Source organism: Roseovarius sp. CH_XMU1461 (genome assembly GCF_037027165.1).
GTDB classification, from domain to species: domain Bacteria; phylum Pseudomonadota; class Alphaproteobacteria; order Rhodobacterales; family Rhodobacteraceae; genus Roseovarius; species Roseovarius nubinhibens.
The window spans coordinates 685,794-707,802 of record NZ_JAYMDV010000002.1 but is presented as its reverse complement, the minus strand read 5'-3'; the positions used below and the strand labels follow the sequence as shown (position 1 = coordinate 707,802).

22 protein-coding genes are annotated in these 22,009 nt (G+C 63.0%); 16 read left to right on the top strand and 6 right to left on the bottom strand.

Annotated features, from left to right (window positions below):
- Positions 1 to 30 precede the first annotated feature (30 nt).
- The gene (locus tag WA237_RS08765; RefSeq protein ID WP_336097377.1) at positions 31 to 666 is read right to left on the bottom strand and encodes a gamma-glutamyl kinase; all 636 of its coding nucleotides are present in this window, start codon (positions 664 to 666) and stop codon (positions 31 to 33) included.
- Between the two features lie 193 nt (positions 667 to 859).
- On the opposite strand from WA237_RS08765, the gene recA reads away from it, so the two are divergent.
- The 4 genes from recA (at position 860) to WA237_RS08745 (ending at position 5,552) form a co-directional block, all read left to right on the top strand.
- Positions 860 to 1,942, top strand: coding sequence for a recombinase RecA (recA, locus tag WA237_RS08760; RefSeq protein WP_040618115.1), 1,083 nt, complete (start codon positions 860 to 862; stop codon positions 1,940 to 1,942).
- 149 nt (positions 1,943 to 2,091) lie between these two features.
- Complete coding sequence (gene alaS / locus WA237_RS08755; protein WP_336097376.1) at positions 2,092 to 4,758, top strand: alanine--tRNA ligase; 2,667 nt, start codon at positions 2,092 to 2,094, stop codon at positions 4,756 to 4,758.
- A gap of 1 nt (position 4,759) precedes the next feature.
- Positions 4,760 to 5,047: a DUF1330 domain-containing protein gene (locus WA237_RS08750; protein WP_009815003.1), complete on the top strand. Its 288-nt coding sequence runs from the start codon at positions 4,760 to 4,762 to the stop codon at positions 5,045 to 5,047.
- 4 nt (positions 5,048 to 5,051) lie between these two features.
- Complete coding sequence (locus WA237_RS08745) at positions 5,052 to 5,552, top strand: MOSC domain-containing protein (RefSeq protein WP_336097375.1); 501 nt, start codon at positions 5,052 to 5,054, stop codon at positions 5,550 to 5,552.
- Here WA237_RS08745 and typA read toward each other — a convergent pair.
- From typA to ssb, 3 genes are all read right to left on the bottom strand, one after another.
- Positions 5,549 to 7,366 (bottom strand): translational GTPase TypA, encoded by a 1,818-nt coding sequence (gene typA, locus WA237_RS08740; RefSeq protein ID WP_216017230.1) that lies wholly within the window; start codon positions 7,364 to 7,366, stop codon positions 5,549 to 5,551. The genes WA237_RS08745 and typA overlap by 4 nt on opposite strands.
- Positions 7,367 to 7,401: 35 nt before the next feature.
- Positions 7,402 to 8,340 (bottom strand): GNAT family N-acetyltransferase, encoded by a 939-nt coding sequence (locus WA237_RS08735; protein ID WP_336097374.1) that lies wholly within the window; start codon positions 8,338 to 8,340, stop codon positions 7,402 to 7,404.
- A gap of 68 nt (positions 8,341 to 8,408) precedes the next feature.
- Positions 8,409 to 8,936 (bottom strand): single-stranded DNA-binding protein, encoded by a 528-nt coding sequence (gene ssb / locus WA237_RS08730; protein ID WP_336097372.1) that lies wholly within the window; start codon positions 8,934 to 8,936, stop codon positions 8,409 to 8,411.
- 190 nt (positions 8,937 to 9,126) lie between these two features.
- Here ssb and WA237_RS08725 point away from each other — a divergent pair, with 190 nt between their 5' ends.
- Positions 9,127 to 9,726, top strand: a complete 600-nt coding sequence (locus WA237_RS08725; protein ID WP_336097371.1) for a lytic transglycosylase domain-containing protein — start codon at positions 9,127 to 9,129, stop codon at positions 9,724 to 9,726.
- A 62-nt stretch (positions 9,727 to 9,788) separates the two neighbouring features.
- Here WA237_RS08725 and WA237_RS08720 read toward each other — a convergent pair whose 3' ends face one another.
- Both WA237_RS08720 and miaA read right to left on the bottom strand, forming a co-directional pair.
- Positions 9,789 to 10,655: an AraC family transcriptional regulator gene (locus WA237_RS08720; RefSeq protein WP_336097370.1), complete on the bottom strand. Its 867-nt coding sequence runs from the start codon at positions 10,653 to 10,655 to the stop codon at positions 9,789 to 9,791.
- Positions 10,656 to 10,747: 92 nt separating this feature from the next.
- A complete protein-coding gene (gene miaA, locus WA237_RS08715) occupies positions 10,748 to 11,623 on the bottom strand; it encodes a tRNA (adenosine(37)-N6)-dimethylallyltransferase MiaA (RefSeq protein WP_336097369.1) in 876 nt (291 codons plus the stop codon).
- A 145-nt stretch (positions 11,624 to 11,768) separates the two neighbouring features.
- Here miaA and pyrH point away from each other — a divergent pair, with 145 nt between their 5' ends.
- From pyrH to lpxA, 11 genes are all read left to right on the top strand, one after another.
- Positions 11,769 to 12,500 carry a UMP kinase gene (pyrH, locus tag WA237_RS08710; RefSeq protein ID WP_040618117.1) on the top strand — a complete coding sequence of 244 codons (732 nt, stop codon included), beginning with the start codon at positions 11,769 to 11,771 and terminating at the stop codon, positions 12,498 to 12,500.
- A gap of 64 nt (positions 12,501 to 12,564) precedes the next feature.
- The gene (frr, locus tag WA237_RS08705) at positions 12,565 to 13,128 is read left to right on the top strand and encodes a ribosome recycling factor (RefSeq protein ID WP_009815012.1); all 564 of its coding nucleotides are present in this window, start codon (positions 12,565 to 12,567) and stop codon (positions 13,126 to 13,128) included.
- Positions 13,129 to 13,863, top strand: a complete 735-nt coding sequence (gene uppS / locus WA237_RS08700) for a polyprenyl diphosphate synthase (RefSeq protein WP_216017224.1) — start codon at positions 13,129 to 13,131, stop codon at positions 13,861 to 13,863. It begins immediately after the preceding gene.
- A complete protein-coding gene (locus WA237_RS08695; RefSeq protein ID WP_336097368.1) occupies positions 13,860 to 14,648 on the top strand; it encodes a phosphatidate cytidylyltransferase in 789 nt (262 codons plus the stop codon). Before uppS ends, WA237_RS08695 begins: the two co-directional genes overlap by 4 nt.
- Entirely contained in the window at positions 14,645 to 15,817 is a 1,173-nt protein-coding gene (gene dxr, locus WA237_RS08690; RefSeq protein WP_336097367.1) for a 1-deoxy-D-xylulose-5-phosphate reductoisomerase, read from the top strand. Before WA237_RS08695 ends, dxr begins: the two co-directional genes overlap by 4 nt.
- Before the next feature lie 28 nt (positions 15,818 to 15,845).
- Complete coding sequence (gene rseP / locus WA237_RS08685; protein ID WP_040618118.1) at positions 15,846 to 17,192, top strand: RIP metalloprotease RseP; 1,347 nt, start codon at positions 15,846 to 15,848, stop codon at positions 17,190 to 17,192.
- Between the two features lie 140 nt (positions 17,193 to 17,332).
- Positions 17,333 to 17,458, top strand: a complete 126-nt coding sequence (locus WA237_RS08680) for a hypothetical protein (protein ID WP_009815017.1) — start codon at positions 17,333 to 17,335, stop codon at positions 17,456 to 17,458.
- 166 nt (positions 17,459 to 17,624) lie between these two features.
- Positions 17,625 to 19,946, top strand: coding sequence for an outer membrane protein assembly factor BamA (gene bamA / locus WA237_RS08675; RefSeq protein ID WP_442970255.1), 2,322 nt, complete (start codon positions 17,625 to 17,627; stop codon positions 19,944 to 19,946).
- 2 nt (positions 19,947 to 19,948) lie between these two features.
- Complete coding sequence (locus WA237_RS08670) at positions 19,949 to 20,611, top strand: OmpH family outer membrane protein (RefSeq protein WP_336097366.1); 663 nt, start codon at positions 19,949 to 19,951, stop codon at positions 20,609 to 20,611.
- 129 nt (positions 20,612 to 20,740) lie between these two features.
- Positions 20,741 to 21,211 carry a 3-hydroxyacyl-ACP dehydratase FabZ gene (gene fabZ, locus WA237_RS08665; RefSeq protein WP_009815020.1) on the top strand — a complete coding sequence of 157 codons (471 nt, stop codon included), beginning with the start codon at positions 20,741 to 20,743 and terminating at the stop codon, positions 21,209 to 21,211.
- Between the two features lie 2 nt (positions 21,212 to 21,213).
- Positions 21,214 to 22,008 carry an acyl-ACP--UDP-N-acetylglucosamine O-acyltransferase gene (gene lpxA, locus WA237_RS08660; RefSeq protein ID WP_336097365.1) on the top strand — a complete coding sequence of 265 codons (795 nt, stop codon included), beginning with the start codon at positions 21,214 to 21,216 and terminating at the stop codon, positions 22,006 to 22,008.
- The last annotated feature ends 1 nt before the right edge of the window (position 22,009 follow it).

The following is a 22,009-nucleotide window of genomic DNA, read 5'->3' as shown; positions in this document are numbered from 1 at the left end:
CTAGACGCCGCTAAGTCGGGCCCGTCAGGGTCAACCGACGGAGCCGATTTCCGGGGGGGTATAGGCCCCATCGGGTCCGATACTGTCATAGAGGATAAAATCGGCAGCGGCCTTGCGACGGAGGCGTGTCGCCACCTCGTCGGATAGGCATAGCTCCTGCGGAGCGGAGATGTTTCTGTGCTCGGGAGAGACCGGTCGACCGAACCGAGTTCTGAGAAAGGCTTGCAGCCCGTCCTGATCTTCATAGCGGAAGAGGCGGGTCACTTGTGTGCCGTTCTTCTGGGGCTCCATGAATTTGGCCTGGCTGCCGACATTGGCGAAGGCGGGTTTTTTCCCTTGAAGATAGGCGAGGACAAAATCGTCAAAGCTGATCTGCCGCGTGGAGTTCTTGTGCCCATCGAGCTCGGGGCGTTGGCGATAGCGATACCAGCTTCCGAGCCACGCAATCGGTTCCCGCATGACGGCGATCACCTCGAGATCAGAGCCGATGAATTTCTCCAACGCCGGACGAAAGAAGCGATTGTAGCGAAAAACCGGCGCATGTTTGAGCTCGGGTGGATCGGAAATCACCATGGAGGCGAAGGGGGCCAGTGCTGCCTGATAGGCGGTGCTGCCGGTTTTGGGCACCGAGAGAAACACGAGTTTTTGCTTGGCAAAGACCATCATCTGAGAAGCTGCTCCGGCTGCTGGCCCGGGAAAGGCGCAAATTAATCAAGTTTTAATCGGTTTAGAAGAAACTCGAGCCGCAAACAATTGTCTTGAAATGTTCTCATTTTGTGCTCATAAGGGGTGAGAACAACACGCGAACAAAGCATCGATTGCCGCCCGTCCCTGGGTGTGGAATAAGAAAGGCAACGCAATGGCAACGGCAGATTTACTTTCCATGGACAGCAAGCGTAACCCGGACAAGCAAAAGGCGCTGGACAGCGCCCTGGCGCAGATCGAGCGGCAATTTGGCAAGGGCTCGATCATGAAGCTCGGGGCCGACAATCCGGTGCAGGAGATCGAGGCCACCTCGACCGGCTCGCTCGGGCTCGACATCGCGCTCGGCATCGGCGGCCTGCCCAAGGGGCGGATCATCGAGATTTACGGGCCCGAAAGCTCGGGCAAAACCACGCTGACACTGCATTGCGTGGCCGAAGAACAGAAAAAAGGCGGCGTCTGCGCCTTTGTTGACGCGGAACATGCGCTCGATCCGATCTATGCGCGGAAACTTGGCGTCGATCTCGATGAATTGCTGATTTCGCAGCCCGACACCGGGGAACAGGCGCTCGAGATTGTCGACACGCTCGTCCGCTCGGGCGCGGTGAGCATGGTCGTGGTCGACTCGGTTGCGGCGCTGACGCCGAAATCCGAGCTTGAAGGCGACATGGGTGACAGCAATGTCGGCGTGCAGGCGCGGCTCATGAGCCAGGCGATGCGCAAGCTGACCGGCTCGATCAGCCGGTCGAAATGCACGGTGATCTTCATCAACCAGATCCGCATGAAAATTGGCGTCATGTTCGGCAGCCCCGAGACCACGACGGGCGGTAATGCACTCAAATTCTACAGCTCGGTTCGGCTCGACATTCGTCGCATCGGCGCGCTCAAGGATCGTGACGAGGTGGTCGGCAACGCGACCCGCGTCAAGGTCGTCAAAAACAAGGTCGCGCCGCCCTTCAAGCAGGTGGAATTCGACATCATGTATGGCGAAGGTATCTCGAAAATGGGCGAGCTGCTCGACCTCGGGGTCAAGGCTGGGGTGGTCGAGAAGTCGGGCAGCTGGTTCAGCTATGGTGACGAGCGGATCGGGCAGGGGCGTGAGAACGCCAAGACCTTCCTGAAGGAAAACAGCGCCATTGCGCTGGCCATCGAAGACAAAATTCGCGCGGCCCATGGGCTCGAATTCGATATGCCCGAGATCGAGAAACAGGGTGACGAGGACGACATCCTCGAAGGCTGAGCCCAACTGCGAAGCAGTCGTCACCGAGAAACCATCAGACCCGGCCCGCGTTTTGCGTGGGGCCGGGTTTTTCTTGCGGTGGACAGCATGGCGCGGGGCCGTTAAATCACCTTGACGCCCTGCGTATTTGACCCGCGAAAGAGAGCCCCATGCCGACGCTGAACGAAATCCGCTCGACCTTCCTCAATTTCTACGAGCGCAATGATCACCAGATTGTCGAGAGTTCGCCGCTCGTGCCGCGCAACGACCCGACCTTGATGTTCACCAACTCGGGCATGGTGCAGTTCAAGAACCTCTTTACCGGGGTCGAGACGCGCGATTACAGCCGCGCGACCACTAGCCAGAAATGCGTGCGTGCCGGCGGCAAGCACAATGATCTCGACAATGTCGGCTATACCGCGCGGCACCATACCTTCTTTGAAATGCTCGGCAATTTTAGCTTTGGCGACTATTTCAAGGAACAGGCGATCCCCTATGCTTGGGATTTGCTGACCAAGGATTTCGGGCTCAACAAGGACAAGCTTCTGGTCACGGTCTATCACACCGATGACGAGGCGGCGGAGATCTGGAAGAAATACGCGGGCCTGAGCGATGATCGGATCATCCGTATCGCGACGGATGACAATTTCTGGTCGATGGGCCCGACCGGGCCTTGTGGCCCTTGCACCGAGATTTTCTATGACCATGGTCCCGAAATCTGGGGTGGCCCTCCGGGCAGCCCGGAAGAAGATGGCGACCGGTTCATCGAGATCTGGAACCTCGTTTTCATGCAGAACGAACGGTTTGAAGACGGCACGATGCGCGAGCTCGACATGCAGTCGATCGACACGGGCATGGGGCTCGAACGGATTGGCGCGCTCTTGCAGGGCAAGCATGACAATTATGACACGGATCTGATGCGCAGCCTGATCGAGGCGAGCGCCCATGTCACCAGCCAAGACCCCGACGGGCCGGGCAATATTCATCACCGCGTCATCGCCGACCATCTGCGGTCGAGCGCGTTTTTGATTGCCGATGGGGTCATGCCCTCGAACGAGGGGCGCGGCTATGTGGTGCGGCGGATCATGCGCCGTGCGATGCGTCACGCGCATCTTCTCGGGGCGAAAGACCCGGTCATGCATCAGCTGGTGCCGGCGCTTGTCACGCAGATGGGGCAGGCGTTTCCGGAACTGGGCCGGGCGCAGAGCCTCATCCAAGAGACGCTCAAGCTTGAAGAGACGCGGTTCAAGCAGACGCTCGACCGGGGGCTTCGCCTGCTCGACGACGAGCTGGGTGGGCTGCCCGAGGGGGCGGCGCTGCCGGGGCAAACAGCGTTCAAGCTTTACGATACTTATGGCTTCCCGCTCGACCTGACGCAGGATGCGCTGCGCGAAAAAGGCCGCGAAGTCGATGTGTCGGGCTTTGACGAGGCCATGGCCGAGCAAAAGGCCAAGGCGCGGGCGGCTTGGTCCGGCTCGGGTGAGGCGGCGGATGCGACCATCTGGTTCGATATCGCAGAGAGCCATGGCACCACGGATTTCCTCGGCTATGACACCGAGACCGCCGAGGGCCAGATCGTGGCGCTCGTCGCGGATGGGGCCGAGGTCAAGAGCGCGGCCAAGGGCGACAGCGTTCAGATCATCCTCAACCAGACGCCCTTCTACGCGGAATCGGGCGGCCAGGTGGGCGACACCGGTGTGATCCGCAGCGCCGAGGGCGCGGCCAAGATCACCGACACGCGCAAGGTGGCCGGCGTCTTCATCCATATCGGTGAAGTGACCGAGGGCAAGCTCGTGGCCGGAGCGGCGGCGCAACTCGAGGTGGATCACTCCCGGCGCACCGCCATTCGTGCCAATCACTCGGCCACGCATTTGCTGCACGAGGCGCTGCGCAATGCGCTGGGCGATCATGTGGCACAGCGCGGCTCGCTCAATGCCGAGGACCGGCTGCGCTTTGACTTTAGTCACAGCAAGGCGATGAGCGCGGACGAGCTCGACCAAGTGGCGCGCGAGGTCAATGAGTACATCCGTCAGAACACAAGGGTCGAAACCCGGATCATGACGCCGGATGATGCGCGTGACATCGGCGCGCAGGCGCTCTTTGGCGAGAAATACGGCGACGAGGTGCGTGTCGTGTCGATGGGCTCGCTCGCGGGGTCGGGCAAGGGGCTCGACGGGACGACCTATTCGATCGAGCTCTGCGGCGGCACCCATGTGCGCCAGACCGGCGATATTGGCATGTTCGTGATCCTTGGCGACAGCGCCAGCAGTTCGGGCGTGCGCCGGATCGAGGCGCTGACCGGTGACGCGGCGCGGGCCTATCTCGCGGCGCAGGACGACCGCGTCGGGGCGCTCACTGGGGAAATGCGCTGCAAGCCCGAAGATCTGGTCGCGCGTGTGCGCGGGTTGCTCGATGAGCGCAAGGCGCTGACCAATGAGGTGGCTCAGCTGCGGCGTGAGCTGGCCATGGCGGGCGGCTCGGGCGGCGCGGCTTCCGATGATCAGCGCGAGATCAACGGTGTGAAACTACATGCCCAAGTGCTGAGCGGCGTGTCCGGCAAGGATTTGCCCGCGCTGATCGACGAGCATAAGTCGCGGCTTGGGTCCGGCGCGGTGTTGCTGATCGCCGATACCGGCGGCAAGGTCGCCGTCGCGGCGGGGGTCACGGATGACTTGACCGAACGCCTCTCTGCGGTCGAAATGGTGCGCGCAGCCGCGCCCGCGCTAGGCGGTAAGGGCGGCGGTGGCCGGGCCGACATGGCCCAGGGCGGCGGCGCGGATGCCTCGAAAGCGGATGAAGCGATTGGCGCCGTTGAAACTTTGATCGAAGGGGTCTGATATGCCTGCCTTGTGGATTGCCCATGTGACTGTCACCGACGAAGAGGCCTATGGCAAATACGCCGCCCTCGCGGGGCCCGCGATTGCCAAGCACGGCGGCAAGTTCATCGCCCGCGCCGGTCGCTATGTGCAGCTTGAGGGCAAGGACCGGCCGCGCAATGTGGTGGCCCAGTTCGACAGCGTCGAGGCCGCCGAGGCCTGCTATCATTCGCCCGAGTATCAAGAGGCGCTGGGCCATGCGCGCAACGCCTCCGAGCGCGAATTGCTGATCGTCGAAACGAGCGAATAACGCGATGTCGGTGCTGCGCGAATTGCTGCGCAGTCATCGGGGCGATGGCCGGGTCGATTGGATTGGGCTGCGGCCCGAACGCCTCGCCCCGGTTCAGTCGGTGACGCGGGCGGAGATCACGGAAAAGGGCCTTGTGGGCGACCATGGGCGGCCGGGGAAACGTGCGCTGACCCTCATTCAGGCCGAGCATCTGCCTGCGATTGCAGCGCTCTGCGGGGCCGGGGAGCTGTCCCCAGAAACCCTGCGCCGAAATATCGTGGTGTCAGGCATCAATCTCATGGCGTTGCGCCATAATCAGATCCGTATCGGCAGTGCTTTGATCGAATTTTCCGTGCCCTGCGCGCCCTGTTCGAGGATGGAAAAAGCCTTGGGAACAGGGGGCTATAACGCGATGCGCGGGCATGGCGGCTGGTGCGCCACGGTGATCGAGCCGGGCCATGTGGCCCTGGGCGATCCGGTGCGGCCCGAGGACCGGGCCACACCTGATTTAAGTCGCCAAGCTTAGGCCGTTTTGGCCATCCGCTTGCGCTCATGCGGGTCGAGATAGCGCTTGCGCAGACGGATCGCGTTGGGCGTCACTTCGACCAGCTCGTCATCATTGATATAGGCGATGGCCTCTTCGAGGCTGAGCGTGATCGGCGTGGTCAGGCGCACCGCTTCGTCGGTGCCCGAGGCCCGCACGTTGGTGAGCTTTTTCCCCTTGAGCGGGTTCACTTCGAGATCGTTCTCACGGCTGTGCTCGCCGATGATCATGCCGGTGTAGACCTTGGCCTGCGCCCCGATGAACATCTTGCCGCGATCTTCGAGGTTCCACAGCGCATAGGCCACGGCCTCGCCGTTTTCCATCGAGATCAGCACGCCTGCGCGACGGCCGGGGATCGAACCTTTATGTTCGGTCCAGCCGTGGAACACGCGGTTGAGAACCCCGGTGCCGCGCGTGTCGGTGAGAAATTCGCCGTGATAGCCGATGAGCCCGCGCGACGGCACATGTGCGATGATCCGCGTCTTGCCCGCACCCGCCGGTTTCATTTCGACCAGCTCGCCTTTGCGCGCGCCGGTGAGCTTTTCGATCACCGCGCCGGAATATTCGTCATCGACGTCGATGGTGGCCTCTTCGACCGGCTCCATCCGCTTGCCGTCGACGTCCTTCATGATCACCTGCGGGCGCGAGATCGACAGTTCGAACCCTTCGCGGCGCATGTTTTCGATGAGAACGCCCATCTGCAATTCGCCACGGCCCGACACTTCGAAGGCCTCGCCGCCGGGGGTGTCGGCGATCTTGATCGCGACGTTGCTCTCGGCCTCTTTGTGGAGGCGTTCGCGGATCACCCGGCTTTGGACCTTTTTGCCGTCACGACCGGCCAGCGGGCTGTCGTTGATGCCGAAGGTCACGGTGATGGTGGGCGGATCAATGGGCTGTGCTTCGAGCGGCTCGTCGACCGCCAGCGCGCAGATCGTGTCGGCCACGGTGGCCTTGGCCATGCCCGCGATGGTCACGATGTCGCCTGCGACAGCCTCTTCGATGTCCTGGGTTTGCAGGCCGCGGAAGGCTTGGATCTTGGTCACGCGGAACTGTTCGATTTTCTGGCCGACGCGGCTCAGCGCTTGAACGGTGGCGCCGACTTTGAGGCGGCCGCTTTCGACGCGCCCGGTGAGCTGACGACCGACGAAAGTGTCAGAGCCGAGCGTGGTGGCCAGCATGCGGAAATCTTCGCCGGCATGCGCCACTTGGCGCGGGGCAGGGACGTGGTTGACGATGAGATCAAACAGCGCGGTCAGGTCCTTGCGCGGGCCGTCGAGCTCGTGATCGGCCCAGCCGTTGCGGCCCGAGGCATACATATGCGGGAAGTCGAGCTGATCATCATCGGCGCCGAGGCTTGCGAAGAGATCGAAACATTCATCCAGCGCGCGATCCGGTTCGGCGTCGGGCTTGTCGACCTTGTTGAGGACCACGATGGGGCGCAGCCCGAGGGCAAGGGCCTTGGAGGTCACGAATTTCGTCTGCGGCATCGGGCCTTCGGCGGCATCGACCAGCAGAACAACGCCGTCGACCATGCTCAGGATGCGTTCGACTTCACCGCCGAAATCGGCGTGGCCGGGGGTGTCGACGATGTTGACGCGCTTGCCTTTCCATTCCACCGAGGTGGGTTTGGCAAAGATGGTGATGCCGCGTTCGCGTTCGAGGTCGTTGCTGTCCATGGCGCGTTCGTCGACGGCCTGGTTGGCACGGAAGGCACCGGATTGTTTCAGCAGCTCGTCGACAAGGGTGGTCTTGCCATGGTCGACGTGGGCGATGATCGCAATATTGCGCAGGTCCATTCTCGGTGTCTCTCGTTTATCGGGTTTACCGCGCCCTATACGGGGTCGCGCCGAAAGGCCAGAGGCAAAAGCGTAGAAGGCCCGCGTGTGAGCAGATATGTGGGCTCTATGCGGCGGATTTGTGCGCCCGCGCCGGTTTTGAAGTGGTCGAGCCCTTGATTTGCTGGGGTGGTGGGGCCGAGGTTGAGATGGGTGACCTGGGTGGCGGAGTAGTGGGTCATGGCGGTCCAGAGGAGGAGGTTGTGGGCGCAGGCGCGGCGGCCGGCGGGGCTGGACCAGCCGAGATGATAGCTCGCCATACTGCCGTGGCGCAAAAAGAGCATATAGGCCAAGGGGTTGGATGGATCTCCGGCGAGGAAAAGCCGCGTGGCAGCCGGCGCGGCGCGGGCCCAGGCGAGGGTGAACGCGGTGGGCAGGGCGCGGTAGCCGCGCTGGCGGCGTTGGGAAATTTCGAGATCCAGCAAGGGTTTATCGCGCAGAGGGTCAAGCGCGCGGTGGTGGATGGGCAGGGTGCTGCGGGCGGCGCGGCGCATCCGGTTGCGCCATTTTCCTTGCATGGCGGCAAGCATCGCATCACCATCTGATGAGAGCGGCAGGATATGCTCGGACCCCGGTTGGGTGAGCCGATATGCGCCCGCGAGCGGCAGATCATCGGCCTGATCGGGGGCGATGAGCCAGAGGGTCAGGGGCGAAAAACGCGACATCAGTTTTACGACTGCATCACGTCGGTATTGCGACGGTGCGTCTTTTGGCGCGTCTTGGAGCCAGATCGGACCCCGTGCGAGCCAGTGGAGACGCAAGGGACCGAGCCGCCGTTCGACCCATTGCGCGCGGCCCAGAGGCGACGCTGCGTCAGGCCCGAGCCACGCCTCACCAACAGAGCGGCCCATCGCGGAGAGCGCGCGGCCATAGAGCGGGTGCTGCTGCAAGGGCAGGGGGTAGGGATCAAGAAAATGGCGGCGATGCATCTGCATGGCCGCCATTCAATCCTGTCACGGTAAATCGCGCGTTAACCTGCGCCGATCAGCCGGTGCGAGAGATCTTAGAAGGGGATTTCATCATCCATGTCGCGCGAGGGGGCGCCGCCGCCCTGATTGCCGCCGCCGCCGCCTTGGCCGCCACCGTAATCGCCGCCATAGCCGCCACCGCCGGCCTGATCACCGCCATAGCCGCCGCCGCCGTAGCCGCCGCTGCTGCCGCCCGAGCCGCCGCCTTCGCCGCGCCCGTCGAGCATGGTCAGGGTCGAGCCGAAGCCCTGCAGCACGACCTCGGTCGAATAGCGGTCCTGACCGCTTTGGTCCTGCCATTTGCGGGTCTGAAGCTGGCCCTCGATATAGACCTTGGAGCCTTTGCGCAGAAACTGCTCGGCGACGCGCACCAGACCTTCGTTGAAGATCGCCACCGAATGCCATTCGGTGCGTTCGCGGCGTTCGCCGGTGTTGCGGTCCTTCCAGGTTTCCGACGTGGCAATGCGCAGGTTGCACACCTTGCCGCCGTTCTGGAATGTCCGAACCTCGGGATCGCGCCCCAGATTGCCGATGAGTATGACTTTGTTAACCGAACCGGCCATGGCTGCTCTCCCGAATCCTGATGAGTGATGCCGGTGTTACATCACCGTGCAAAAGTGAAGGAAAGCCTAAAACACCCCTAAAATTACTTCAACCGTGCAAGATGCCGCCGAAGCGGGTTGCGGGGGTGGCAAAAAAACATTGGAACCTGTATGTTAAGAGCCGAGTTGGGGAACGGGACATTTTAGCCAGATGAAGAGACTGTTTTCAGCCGCAGTTGCGGGGGCGCTGTTTTTATCCGCGCCCGTGTCCGCCGAAGTTCTGTCGACAAAGAACCGTCAGAAATCTTTCAGCATTCAGACCAAGGTTCTCGATAACCGCGCGGCGTCGCAATATAAGGCGTCCGTTCGGCTCAAGCCGCAGAAGGTCGAAACCCCGACCAAATGGGGCAGCGGCAAATCCTTCTCGGGCACCTATACCGGCGCGTATAAAGGGCAATATCTGACCATCGCCAAACAGGCCGCTGCGCGCCATGGCGTGCCGGAACATCTCTTCTTGCGGCTGGTGCAGCAGGAGAGCGGCTGGAAGCCCACGGCGCTGTCGCATAAGGGCGCGATCGGTCTGGCGCAGCTGATGCCGGGGACGGCGCGGGTGCTGCGGGTCGATCCGCATGATCCGGCGCAGAACCTCGAGGGCGGCGCGCGTTACCTCGCGCAGCAATATCGCAAGTTCGGCTCGTGGCGTCTGGCGCTCGCGGCCTATAATGCGGGCCCGGCGGCGGTGACGAAATATGGCGGGGTGCCGCCCTATAAGGAAACCCAGAATTACGTGCGCGTGATCTGGGGCAGCTAAGGGGCAGCTAAGCCGCCTGCCGCAATTCTCAAACTACCAATATGACCGAGCGACGCCCGGGATCAGGCGGCGCGGGCCGCCTTGCGCAGGCTGCTCGGGCTGTGGGTCGTGTGGTGCTGGATGAAGCGCGAGAAATAGGCGGCGCTGCCAAAGCCGAGCGATGCGGCGATCTGGGTGACGGGCAGATCGCCATCCTCGAGGGCCACGCGGGCCGCGTGCAATTTGCGCCGAACCAGCATATCGGCGGCGGTCATGCCGGCGCTCTGGCGGCAGGTGCGGGTGAGATGGGTCGGGGTCACGCCGAGATCGGCCGCATAATCCGCCATCACCCGAGGCAGGTGGTAATCGCGCTCGATGAGCGCCGCATAGGCGGTGACGAGACGTTGCGAGGCCTTGGGCCGGGCGGTGTTGTCATGGTCGATCATGGCGCGGCGCAGCCAGACGGTCATCAGCTGGGCATGGGCGGCGAGCGCCTCGTCGGCGAAGGGCAGGTTGTGATGGGTTTCACGCTGCATCCGGTCGATGAGCGCGGTGAGCTCGGTCTGGTTCTGGACCTCGAGAATGCGCAGGATCTGGGCATTATCGGGCATCAGGATCGGGCTCTGGGCCGCGACAGAGACCACCCAGCCGAAACATTGCGCCCCGGGTTCGAGGGCAAAGCCGCTGCCCGCCGGGATGACGACGGCATTATGCGCGCCAAGCCCGCGCTGCACCCCTTCGAGCGTGATGCGCGCCTGTCCCTTGGTGATCCAGAGGAGATTATGGGTCTTGCTGCTATGGGGCAGGGAGAGCCGCCAGCCGCCGCCCGCGCCCCATTGCGCGAGGGTCAGGAGCCGGACCTTGGGGCTGGGGATGTCGGTGCCGAGCGTGGCGGTGTCGAGCGGATGAAGCTCGGCGGCGTCGGTGGGAATGGGCTGATGCTCTGCCATGGTGCCCCCTGCGGACATGTTTGTTTTGGTGTGAGACTCGCATCTCACCCCGATCATGTCACCTAATTTTGTCGAAAATTGTAAATAATGCGTTAATTGCAGGGCAGCCAGATCCAGCCCTGCATATGCTTGCGGAACCAGGTGCGCTGACGCTTGGCATATTGCCGGGTGATGGTGATCGACCGCTCGCGCGCCTCATCGAGCGTCATGTCGCCGCGCAAGTAGGCCACCAGTTCCGGCCCGCCATGGGCGCGCGACGAGGGCTGCGTCGGGTCGAACCCGTCGAGATTGGCCCGCGCCTCGTCGAGCGCGCCGGCCTCGAGCATGAGATCGAACCGCGCCTCGATGCGCGGCGTGAGCCAGGGTTTCGGCGCGTCGAGCACGAGGCAGGTGGCGGCGCTGTCGGGTAGCAGGGGCGGGGCCGTTTCGCGCTGCCACGACAGGAGCCCGCGCCCGGTGGCCTGCAGCACCTCCCAGGCGCGCTGCACCCGCATCGGATTATAGGGGTCGATGGCGGCGCGGGTCTCGTCGTCGAGCTCGGTGAGCATCGCCTCGCGGCCCGCGGTTTCAAGCAGCGCCGTGCCGCGCGCCCGGATTTCGGGATCGGTGGGCGGGATCTGCGCCAGCCCTTCGGTGAGGGCGCGGAAATAGAGCCCGGTGCCGCCGATGATGATGGCGCGTTCCGAGCCTGCGAGGATCTGGGCCACTTCGCGCAGCCAATGGCCGGTGGAATACTCGGCCCCGCGCGGCACGTGACCATAAAGAAGATGCGGCGCGCGTGCCTCATCCTCGGGCGAGGGGCGGGCCGAGAGAATGCGCCAGTTTTCATAGACCTGCATGCTGTCGGCATTGACGATCACGCCACCCTGATCCTCGGCGATGCGCAGCGCGAGGGCGGATTTCCCGCTGGCGGTGGGACCGGCGATCAGCACCGGTTTATGGCGGTCGATGTCAGGCTGGGCGATCATGGGCAGGGCAATACGACAGTTTCCACGGCGAGGCGAGGCGTCAGGATGCAATTCTTTGCAGGGCGCGGCAATCGGCGATTGAACTTGCCCGGTATTTACGACATTTTGCGCGCGACCTCTACATAGCCAAGAATGGAGCGCGGCCATGCCCGTCAGCGACACCCCCGCCACAACATACAACCGCGTCATGTTGAAGATTTCGGGGGAGGCGTTAATGGGCGATACGGGCTTTGGGCTGCACCCGCCCACGGTCGAACGGATCGCGCGGGAAGTGAAGATCGTCCACGATATGGGCGTCGAGATCTGCATGGTCATCGGCGGCGGCAATATCTTTCGCGGCCTGTCGGGCAGCGCCCAGGGGATGGAGCGCACCACGGCCGATTACATGGGCATGCTGGCCACGGTGATGAACGCGCTGGCGATGCAGAGCGCGCTGGAAAAGCTCGGGGTGTTCTGCCGGGTGATCAGCGCCATTCGCATGGATGAGGTGGCCGAGCCCTATATCCGCCGTCGCGCGGTGCGCCACCTTGAAAAGAAGCGGGTCTGCATCTTTGCGGCGGGCACCGGCAACCCCTATTTCACCACCGACACCGCGGCGACGCTGCGGGCCAATGAAATGGCCTGTCAGGCGATCCTCAAGGGCACCAAGGTCGATGGGGTCTATGACAAGGATCCGGTGACCAATGCGGATGCCGTGCGCTTTGACACGGTGACCTATGACGAGGTGCTGGCCAAGCATCTCAAGGTGATGGACGCGAGCGCCATTGCGCTGGCGCGGGACAACAACCTGCCGATCATCGTCTTTTCGCTGGACGAGCCGGGCGGGTTCAAGGGCATCCTGGCGGGCGAGGGCACCTATACCAAGGTGCATGGCTGAGCGCGCCAGAGCGCGTGGCAAAACCCCGGCAAAGAAGTTATAGAGACGTGAAGGGACGAGGATAATGGCTGACGATTTCGAACTGAATACCGACGATCTCACCCGGCGCATGGATGGCGCCATGGCATCGCTGCGCACGGAGTTTGCCTCGCTGCGCACCGGGCGGGCTTCGGCCTCGATGCTCGAGCCGGTGATGGTGGATGCCTATGGCCAGCAGACCCCGATCAACCAGGTCGGCACGGTGAACGTGCCCGAGCCGCGGATGGTCACGATCAATGTCTGGGACAAGGGTCTCGTCAACAAGGTTGAGAAAGCCATTCGCGAAAGCGGTCTTGGCATCAACCCGCAGCTCAACGGCACCATCATCATGCTGCCGATCCCCGAGCTCAACGAGGAACGCCGCCGCGAGCTTGGCAAAGTGGCGTCGCAATATGCCGAGAGCGCCCGCGTCGCGATCCGCAACGTGCGCCGCGATGGCATGGACCAGATCAAGAAGGCCAAGGCCGATGGCATGTCGGAAGATGACCAGAAATTCTGGGAAACCTCGGTGCAGGAACTGACCGACAGCTTTATCGCCAAGGTGGACGAGGCGCTTGAACACAAGCAAGCCGAGATCATGCAGGTCTAAATGCCAGAGGGTTCTGATACGAGTTTGCTGGCCACCGCGCCGCGCCATGTGGCGATTATCATGGATGGCAATGGCCGCTGGGCGCAATCGCGCGGGCGGCCACGTCTGTTTGGGCATCATGCAGGCGCCAAGCGCGTCCGCGAGATTGTGGAAACCTGCCCCGATCTGGGGGTCAAATATCTGACGGTCTTTGCCTTTTCGACCGAGAACTGGAAACGCACCCAGACCGAGGTGGCGGGGCTCATGAGCCTTTTCCGCCGCTATATCACCAAGGAAGCGCGCGCCCTGCGTGACGATGGCGTGCGGGTGCGGTTCATCGGCGATCGGGTGCGGCTCGACCGCAAGCTCGTCTCGATGATGGACGAGCTGGAGGCGATGACCGAGGGCAATGACCGGGTGCATCTGACCATCGCGCTCAACTATGGCAGCCGCGACGAGGTGGGCCGGGCGATGAAGCTCATGGCCGAGGATGTGGCGGCGAACCGTCTGTCCCCCGGCGATGTCGATGACGGCACGCTGGCGCGGTATCTCGACACCCGGGTGCTGCCCGATCCCGATCTGGTCATTCGCACCAGCGGCGAGGCGCGGATCTCCAACTTTCTGCTCTGGCAATCGGCCTATGCGGAATATGAGTTCATCGACACGCTCTGGCCGGATTTCACCGCCGAAATCTTTACCGGGCTTGTGCATGGCTATGCCAAGCGCGACCGCCGGTTTGGCGCGGTCAAGGCATGAGCCGCAGGGCGAAATGGGCGGATCTTGCGCCGCGCGTCATGACGGCGGCGGTGCTCTTGGCCATCGGTCTGGCAGAGGTCTGGGCCGGGGGTTGGATGTTTGCGCTGGGCATTCTGGCGCTCTGCGGGCTGATGATCTGGGAATTGTCGCGGATGCTGGCGCCGGGGGCCGAGGGCCGGGCGCTGGGCCTCGCGGCGCTGGGCATGCTGGCGCTGGGCCTCGGCTGGCTCTTGCCGGGGTTGATGGCGCTGCCGCTCATCGGCGCGGCGGCGATTGGCGGGGCCGGGCGGTTTGCCCGGGATAGATGGATTTTCGGGCTCGGCTGTGCCGCGATCCTGCTTGGCGCGCATGTGCTTTGGGGGCTGCGCGAAGAGGCGGGGCTTGCCTGGCTCTTGTGGATCATCTCGCTGGTGATCCTGTCGGATATTGCCGGGTATTTCGCGGGCAAAACCTTTGGCGGGCCCAAGTTCTGGCCCGCGATCAGCCCCAACAAGACCTGGTCGGGCACGATTGCCGGCTGGATCGGCGCTGCGCTGGTGGGTCTGGCCTTTGGCTATTCCACCGAGGCCGGCTTTGGCCTGGTGATCGTGTCGGTGCTCATCGCCATGGCCGGTCAGATGGGCGATATTGCCGAGAGCGCCATCAAGCGGCGCGTCGGCGTCAAAGACAGCTCGGAGCTCTTGCCGGGCCATGGCGGGGTGCTCGATCGCTTTGACGCGATGCTTGGCGCGGCGCTGGCCACCGGGCTGCTCTGGGGGCTGGGACTGATCCCGGGGATCGCATGAAACGGATTTCTATTCTGGGCGCGACCGGCTCTATCGGGCAGAGCACGGTAGACCTCATTGCTCGCGCGCCGGAGGCCTATACGGTCGAGGCGATGACCGGCGGGCGCAACATCGCCCTTCTGGCGCAGGATGCGCGGCGGTTGGGGGCGCGGATCGCGGTGACGGCCCATGACGATCTGCTCGACGATCTGCGCGCGGCGCTTGCCGGCAGCGGGGTCGAGGCGGCGGCGGGGCGTGCGGCGCTTCTCGAGGCGGCGGCGCGGCCGGTGGATTGGGTGATGTCGGCGATTGTCGGCAGTGCGGGGTTGGAACCCGGGCTGGCCGCTGTGGACACAGGCGCGACGCTGGCGCTCGCCAACAAGGAATCGCTGGTCACCGCCGGGCCGATCCTGCTCGACCATGGGCGGCGGGCCGGGGCGACGATCCTGCCCGTCGACAGCGAGCATTCGGGAATTTTCCAGGCCCTGCGCGGCGAAGATATGGCCAGCGTCGAGCGGGTGATCATCACCGCCAGCGGCGGGCCGTTCCGTGACCGCAGCCGCGAGGATCTCGCCTCGGTGACGGTGGAAGAGGCCCTGCAGCATCCGAGCTGGTCCATGGGTCAGCGCATCACCATCGACAGCGCCTCGATGTTCAACAAGGCGATGGAGATGATCGAGACCAAGGAGTTCTTTGGCATCAAAGCGGAGCGCATCGAGGCGGTGATCCATCCGCAGTCGATCATCCATGCGCTGGTGGGCCATTGCGACGGCGGTATGATCGCCCATATGGGCGCGCCGGATATGCGCCACGCCATCGGCTATGCGCTGCATTGGCCCGAGCGCCGTTCTCTGCCGGTCGAGCGGCTCGATCTGGTGGCTTTGGGCGGGCTGAGTTTCGCCAAGGCCTGCCCTAAGCGGTTTCGCGCGCTTGGCCTGGCGCGGCAGGTGATGGATCAGGGCGGTCTCTCTGGGGCCGTGTTCAACGCCGCCAAGGAGCGGGCGCTCGATCATTTCCTCGCGGGGCGGGCCAGTTTCCTGCAGATGGACGACCTTGTCGCCGGGGCCTTGGACCGGATGATGGGGCGCGAGGGGTTCGACCGCGTCGAGATGACGCTTGAAACGGTCAGCCATGCAGACCAAGTTACCCGGCAGGCGGTGGATGATATGATCCGCGTCGCCGCCGATTGATCCGACATTAACCGACAGGACCGAGCTTTTGGATATTTCCTCTCTTCTCCCGCAATTTGGCAGCCTTCTGGAAATGATCGCGGCCTTTGTGGTGGCGCTTTCGGTGATCGTCGCGGTTCATGAATACGGCCATTACATCGTCGGGCGCTGGTGCGGGATCAAGGCGGATGTCTTCTCTCTCGGCTTTGGGCCGGTGCTGTTGTCCCGGGTCGACCGGCATGGCACGCGCTGGCAATTGGCGGCGCTGCCCTTTGGCGGCTATGTCAAGTTTCGCGGTGATGCCGATCCGGCGAGCGCGGGCAAGGACGGCGCGGCGATCTCGGAGCTTTCGCCGAGCGAGCTGCGCCAGACCATGCATGGCGCGCCGCTCTGGGCGCGGGCGGCGACGGTGCTTGCCGGTCCGGTGTTCAATTTCATCCTGTCGATCCTGATTTTCGGCGCGGTTCTCATGGTGCAGGGCAGGGTGGCCGAGCCGCTGACCATCAGTGCGCTGCCGCCGCTGCCCTATGAGGAGCTGACGCTCGAACCGGGCGATCAGGTGCTGGCGATCGACGGGCAAGAGCTGCCCGCCTTTTCCGAGCGCGAGGCGTTCCGCGATATGCTTGACGCGCTGCCGCATGAGCGGGTGCTGCCCTATGCGGTGCTGCGGGCGGGCGAGGAGACCATTGTGCGCGGGCCCTATCCGATCCCGCCGCGGGTGGCGCAGCTCTCGCCGAAATCGGCGGCCTATGAGATCGACATGGAAGTGGGCGACATGATCCTCGCGGTCAACGGGCGCGAGATCGCGGCCTTTGACGAGATCAAGGAGATCGTCGAGGCCTCGGAAGGCGCGCCGCTGCAGCTCGAGGTGTGGCGCGAGGGCGAGATCCTTGAGTTTGTGCTGGCACCGCGCCGGGTGGACGAGCCGCAGCCGGATGGCGGGTTCAAGACCGAATGGCGGATCGGCATTGCCGGGGGCTATGCGTTTGAGCCGGCGACCGCGACGCTCGGGCCGGTGCAGGCCGCCGGGGCCGGGGTCACGGCGATGACCGGGGTGATCACCAATTCGCTCTCGGGGCTCTATCACATGGTGACCGGCGCGATCAGCAGCTGCAACATGTCGGGGCCCATCGGTATCGCCCAGGTCTCGGGCGCGATGGCCAGTCAAGGGGTCGATAGCTTTATTTGGTTCATCGCGGTTCTGTCGACGGCGGTCGGGCTGCTCAATCTCTTTCCGATCCCGGTGCTCGATGGCGGGCATCTGATGTTCTACGGCTATGAGGCGGTGCGGGGCAAACCGCCGAGCGATGGCGCGCTGCGGGTCTTCATGTCGATTGGGCTCACGCTGATTCTCGCGCTGATGGGCTTTGCGCTGTTGAACGACGTGCTGTGCTAAAAGATTTTGCAGGGAGGTAAAAATTTCCCTGCAAAATCAAGGACAGTTTTAGGCATGGTCACAGAATGGCCATATTTGCCACGATTTTTCGCCACCTTGCGCCGATAGGGTCATCTCACCTGAATCTGTGGAGAGACCCAATGCAGCACCTCGTCGGTGGATATCGTGGCCTGAGCCTGATTGTCGATCTGAACTGGGATCGGCTGTTCTATCTTGCGGCCGTTGGCGGGGCGCTTTTTGCCGCGGCTTTTGTCGCCTCTCTCTAAGGTATTTTCCCACAAAATATGAGGTTTTACCCCCACAGTTGGGGATAAAATGCTGTCTGGACGCATCATATTGAATTGGCGTTTTGACAAGGTCTATGAGACCAGTTAGTGACATCTGATAAGTGGGGTGGCTGACTGGAATATGACTATGCTCGATGCAAACTGTATGTGCCCGAAACGCATTCTTCGCAACGCGCGAGCCGGATTGCTTCCGCTGGTTTTATTTGTAGCTTTGTTTTCAGTATTTAGCGCCAGTGCAGCACGCCAGGCCGAGGCACAGAATTACCGCTTTACCTCTGTCGATGTGGACGGGAACCAGCGGATCGAAACCGGCACCATTCTGACCTATGCGGGAATCGCCCGGGGCGAGACCATCAACGCGGGTCAGCTGAACCAAGCCTATCAGCGGATCGTGAGTTCCGGTCTCTTCGAGAGCGTGTCGCTCGAGCCGCGCGGTAATCTTCTCAAGATCACCGTGAAGGAATATCCGACGATCTCCAAGATCGCATTTGAGGGCAATCGCAAGCTCAAGGATGACGATCTCAGCGGCTTTATCGAAAGCAGCCCGCGTCAGGTGTTCAACCCCGAGAAGGCCGAGCGCGACGCGCAGACCATCGTCGAAGCCTATGAGCAGAACGGCCGTCTGGCGGCCCGCGTCAAGCCGCGCATCATCCGCCGCAGCGACAACCGCGTGGATCTCGTGTTCGAGATTTTCGAAGGCGGCGCCATCGAGGTGCAGCGCATCGGCTTTGTCGGCAACCGCGCCTATTCTGACCGTCGCCTGCGTCGTGTCCTCGAGAGCAAGCAGGCGGGCCTTCTGCGGGCGCTGATTGCGCGCGACACATTCGTCGAAGATCGGCTCGAGTTCGACAAGCAGGTGCTTGCCGATTTCTATGCCGCCCGTGGCTTTGTCGATTTCCGGGTGACCGGCGTCAATGCCGAGCTGGCCCGCGAGCGTGACACCTATTTCGTGACCTTCAACATCGAAGAGGGGCAGCAGTTCCGCTTTGGCGAGATCACCACGATCAGCGAGATCAACGGCGTTGATCCCGATGTCTATCAAAATGTGCTCAAGATCCGCCCCGGCGTGATCTATTCGCCGACCGCCGTGGAAAACTCGATTGCCCGGATGGAACGTCAGGGCGTGCGTGATGGGGTGGATTTCCTCCGCATCGAGCCGCGCATCACCCGCAATGACCGCGATCTGACCCTTGATGTCGAATTTGCCATCGTGCGTGGCCCGCGTGTCTTTGTCGAACGGATCGATATCGAAGGCAACACCACGACGCTCGACCGGGTGATCCGTCGCCAGTTCAAGACCGTCGAGGGCGACCCGTTCAATCCGCGTGAGATCCGCCAGGCGGCCGAGCGCATCCGCGCGCTGGGCTATTTCGCCAATGCCGATGTGAATGCCCGCGAAGGCTCGCGCCCCGATCAGGTGGTCGTCGATGTGGATGTGGAAGAGCAGCCCACCGGCACGCTGAGCTTTGGTGCCTCCTATTCGACCAGCAGCGGGTTTGGTGTCTCGGTCGGCCTGCGCGAGCGCAACTTTCTCGGTCGTGGCCAGACGGTGGCAGCGAGCGTCTCTGTCGGCGCGGATACGGTCAACTATAATCTCGACTTCTCCGAGCCTGCCTTCCTGGGTCGTGATGTGGAATTTGGCGTGGGCTTCTCCTATCTCGAAACGGATAGCGACAATGCGCTCTATGACACCAATATAGGCACGTTCCGGCCGCGGCTGAGCTTTCCTGTGAGCGAAAACGGCCGCTTTACCGTGCTCTATTCGGCGCGCTATTCCGAAATGGATAATTATACTGGGACCTCCGGTATTCTCGCCCGGGAGAGCGCCGAGAGCGGCAGCTTTGCCAGCGGCTTTGGCTATAATTACACCTATGACACCCGCCGCTCGGGGCTCAACCCTAACGCCGGGGTGCTGCTGTCCTTTGGGCAGGATTTCTACGGGGTCGGTGGCGATCTGGATTACATCCACACCAGCGCGCGGGTTGTCGCCCAAACACGGGTCTTCCACGAGGAAGTGACCCTGCGGGCGACGCTTGAAGGCGGGGCGCTGACCTTCGGCAGCGGGTCGAACAGCCGCGCGGTGGATCGGTTCAGCGGTCAGATCATCCGGGGTTTTGAAAGCAACGGGATCGGGCCTGCGGAAACCAATGGCACGACTACGGAACAGCTTGGCGGGAACTACTATGCCGCGCTCAAGCTCGATGCGGAATTCCCACTCGGCTTGCCTGACGAGTATGGTCTCACCGGTGGCGCTTTCTATGACATCGGCGCGATCTGGGATGTGAACACCGCAGGGGCCACCGGCACCTTGTCGTCGACCGGCTTTGAGGATCGCCATTCCATCGGCCTCTCGCTGATCTGGCGGTCGCCCTTTGGTCCGCTGCGTTTCAACTGGTCGACGCCGTTGAAGAAAGAGCCGACGGACAAGACCCAGAACTTTGACATTTCGATTGCCACGGAATTCTGATCATGCCTGGGGCGGCACGGTTTGCGGCCCTGGGCTTGGCGCTCGGACTGCTGGCGGGGGGGATGGCCCCCGCGCCAGCCCAGGCCCAAGCGCCGGCCAGTGAACTGGCACAGGCCGGCGACCGGCAACCTGACCCCACGCGTATTCTCGTGCTCGACACCGAGCGGCTCTTTGTCGACTCGGCGCCGGGGCGGGCCTTTCTCGAGCGCTACAACAGCGAACGCGAGGCGCTGATTGCCAGCAATCGAGGCGTCGAAGAAGAGCTGCGTCAGGAAGAGCAGGAGCTGACCCAGAAGCGGCTGCAGCTCTCGCCCGAGGCGTTTCGCAAGCTGGCGGATGCCTTTGACGAAAAGGTCCGCGAGATCAGGGAGCAGAGCGAGCAGGCCTCGCGCGATCTTGAACGGCGCCGCGACCAAGCGCCGTTCTTGCTGTTGCGGCAGGCCGAAACGGTTCTTTTCGAGATCATGCGCGACACCGGTGGGGCGGTGATCCTCGACGCGCGTCAGGTGCTGGTGCGCTCGGATGCGGTGGACATCACCGAACTGGCCATTGCGCGTGTGAATGAGGCGATGGAGAGCCAGGCGGTCGATGACGGGCAGGCGCAGGAGCTGCCTGAGGCCGGCGGTGAGGACACGCAAGACAGAGGCCAGCAACCGGCGGAGTGAGGCGCGCGCCGCCTGCCATCGCTTGCCCAAAGCCGGGCCAGTTGCTAAAGCCGAGGGAACGTGATCGGTGGCCCCAAAGAGAGCCGCCGCAGAATATCAGGGCCATGCTGGCCCGGAATAGGAGCATGGATGACTGACGCCCTGAAGACCGCCGATATCCAGATGATCAAGCGGCTGATCCCGCATCGCTACCCGTTTCTTCTCGTCGATAAGGTGGTCGATATCGACGGCTATAAATCGGCCCGTGGCATCAAGAATGTCACCATGAACGAGCCGCATTTTCAGGGCCATTTCCCCGACAAGCCGATCATGCCCGGGGTGACCATCGTTGAGGCCATGGCGCAGACGGCCGCCGTCATGGTGGGCACCGCGCTCGATATGGCGGACAAGAACCTGCTGGTCTATTTCATGGCCATCGACAAATGCAAATTCCGCCGCATGGTGGTGCCGGGTGATGTGCTCGAGATGAATGTCGAGACCATGCGCGGCAAGCCCGGTGGCAAGGTCTGGAAATTCACCGGCGTGGCCACGGTCGAGGGGGAGATGGCCTGTGAGGTCGAATTCACCGCGATGATGGATCTCGACGGCGCCGGAGCCTGAACATGAGCGGGACGCAGATACATCCGAGCGCGATTGTCGAGCCCGGGGCCGAGATCGGCGCGGGCGTGGTGATCGGGCCGTTTTGCCATATTGGGCCCGAGGTCCGCATTGGCGCGGGCAGCGTGGTCAAGAGCCATGTGGTGATCACAGGCGACACGCGGATCGGCGAGGACTGCACGATTTTCTCCTTCGCCTGTATCGGCGAAATTCCGCAGGATCTTAAATTCGCGGGCGAAAAGACCCGGCTCGAGATTGGCGACCGCAACCGCATCCGTGAGCATGTGACCATCAACCCCGGCACCGAGGGCGGTGGCGGCGTGACCCGGATCGGCGACGATTGCCTCTTCATGGCGGGCTGTCACGTGGCGCATGACGTGATCATGGGCAACCGGGTGATCGTGGTGAACAACGCGGCGCTCGCAGGCCATTGCATTGTCGAGGATGACGTGATCATCGGCGGTCTCTCGGGGGTGCATCAATTCGTGCGCATTGGCCAAGGCGCGATCATCGGTGCGGTGACTATGGTGACCAATGATGTGATCCCCTACGGGCTCGTGCAGGCGCCGCGCGGCGTGCTTGATGGGCTGAACCTCGTGGGGCTCAAGCGGCGCGGTGTGGCGCGGGCGGATATCACGGCGCTGCGCGCGGCGTTTCAGATGCTGGCCCAGGGCGAAGGCGCGTTTCAGGACCGGGCCCGGCGGCTTGGCGAGGAAACTGACAGCGACTATGTGCGCCAGATCGTTGATTTCGTGACCGGCACCAGCGATCGGTCCTTCCTCACCCCCGGAACCGACTGAG

Excerpts from the sequence above, each read along its gene's own strand:
- WA237_RS08765 (WP_336097377.1), bottom strand. The coding sequence starts at position 666 with ATGATGGTCTTTGCCAAGCAAAAACTCGTGTTTCTCTCGGTGCCCAAA.
- recA (WP_040618115.1), top strand. The coding sequence starts at position 860 with ATGGCAACGGCAGATTTACTTTCCATGGACAGCAAGCGTAACCCGGAC.
- alaS (WP_336097376.1), top strand. The coding sequence starts at position 2,092 with ATGCCGACGCTGAACGAAATCCGCTCGACCTTCCTCAATTTCTACGAG.
- WA237_RS08750 (WP_009815003.1), top strand. The coding sequence starts at position 4,760 with ATGCCTGCCTTGTGGATTGCCCATGTGACTGTCACCGACGAAGAGGCC.
- WA237_RS08745 (WP_336097375.1), top strand. The coding sequence starts at position 5,052 with ATGTCGGTGCTGCGCGAATTGCTGCGCAGTCATCGGGGCGATGGCCGG.
- typA (WP_216017230.1), bottom strand. The coding sequence starts at position 7,366 with ATGGACCTGCGCAATATTGCGATCATCGCCCACGTCGACCATGGCAAG.
- WA237_RS08735 (WP_336097374.1), bottom strand. The coding sequence starts at position 8,340 with ATGCAGATGCATCGCCGCCATTTTCTTGATCCCTACCCCCTGCCCTTG.
- ssb (WP_336097372.1), bottom strand. The coding sequence starts at position 8,936 with ATGGCCGGTTCGGTTAACAAAGTCATACTCATCGGCAATCTGGGGCGC.
- WA237_RS08725 (WP_336097371.1), top strand. The coding sequence starts at position 9,127 with ATGAAGAGACTGTTTTCAGCCGCAGTTGCGGGGGCGCTGTTTTTATCC.
- WA237_RS08720 (WP_336097370.1), bottom strand. The coding sequence starts at position 10,655 with ATGGCAGAGCATCAGCCCATTCCCACCGACGCCGCCGAGCTTCATCCG.
- miaA (WP_336097369.1), bottom strand. The coding sequence starts at position 11,623 with ATGATCGCCCAGCCTGACATCGACCGCCATAAACCGGTGCTGATCGCC.
- pyrH (WP_040618117.1), top strand. The coding sequence starts at position 11,769 with ATGCCCGTCAGCGACACCCCCGCCACAACATACAACCGCGTCATGTTG.
- frr (WP_009815012.1), top strand. The coding sequence starts at position 12,565 with ATGGCTGACGATTTCGAACTGAATACCGACGATCTCACCCGGCGCATG.
- uppS (WP_216017224.1), top strand. The coding sequence starts at position 13,129 with ATGCCAGAGGGTTCTGATACGAGTTTGCTGGCCACCGCGCCGCGCCAT.
- WA237_RS08695 (WP_336097368.1), top strand. The coding sequence starts at position 13,860 with ATGAGCCGCAGGGCGAAATGGGCGGATCTTGCGCCGCGCGTCATGACG.
- dxr (WP_336097367.1), top strand. The coding sequence starts at position 14,645 with ATGAAACGGATTTCTATTCTGGGCGCGACCGGCTCTATCGGGCAGAGC.
- WA237_RS08680 (WP_009815017.1), top strand. The coding sequence starts at position 17,333 with ATGCAGCACCTCGTCGGTGGATATCGTGGCCTGAGCCTGATTGTCGAT.
- bamA (WP_442970255.1), top strand. The coding sequence starts at position 17,625 with ATGTGCCCGAAACGCATTCTTCGCAACGCGCGAGCCGGATTGCTTCCG.
- WA237_RS08670 (WP_336097366.1), top strand. The coding sequence starts at position 19,949 with ATGCCTGGGGCGGCACGGTTTGCGGCCCTGGGCTTGGCGCTCGGACTG.
- fabZ (WP_009815020.1), top strand. The coding sequence starts at position 20,741 with ATGACTGACGCCCTGAAGACCGCCGATATCCAGATGATCAAGCGGCTG.
- lpxA (WP_336097365.1), top strand. The coding sequence starts at position 21,214 with ATGAGCGGGACGCAGATACATCCGAGCGCGATTGTCGAGCCCGGGGCC.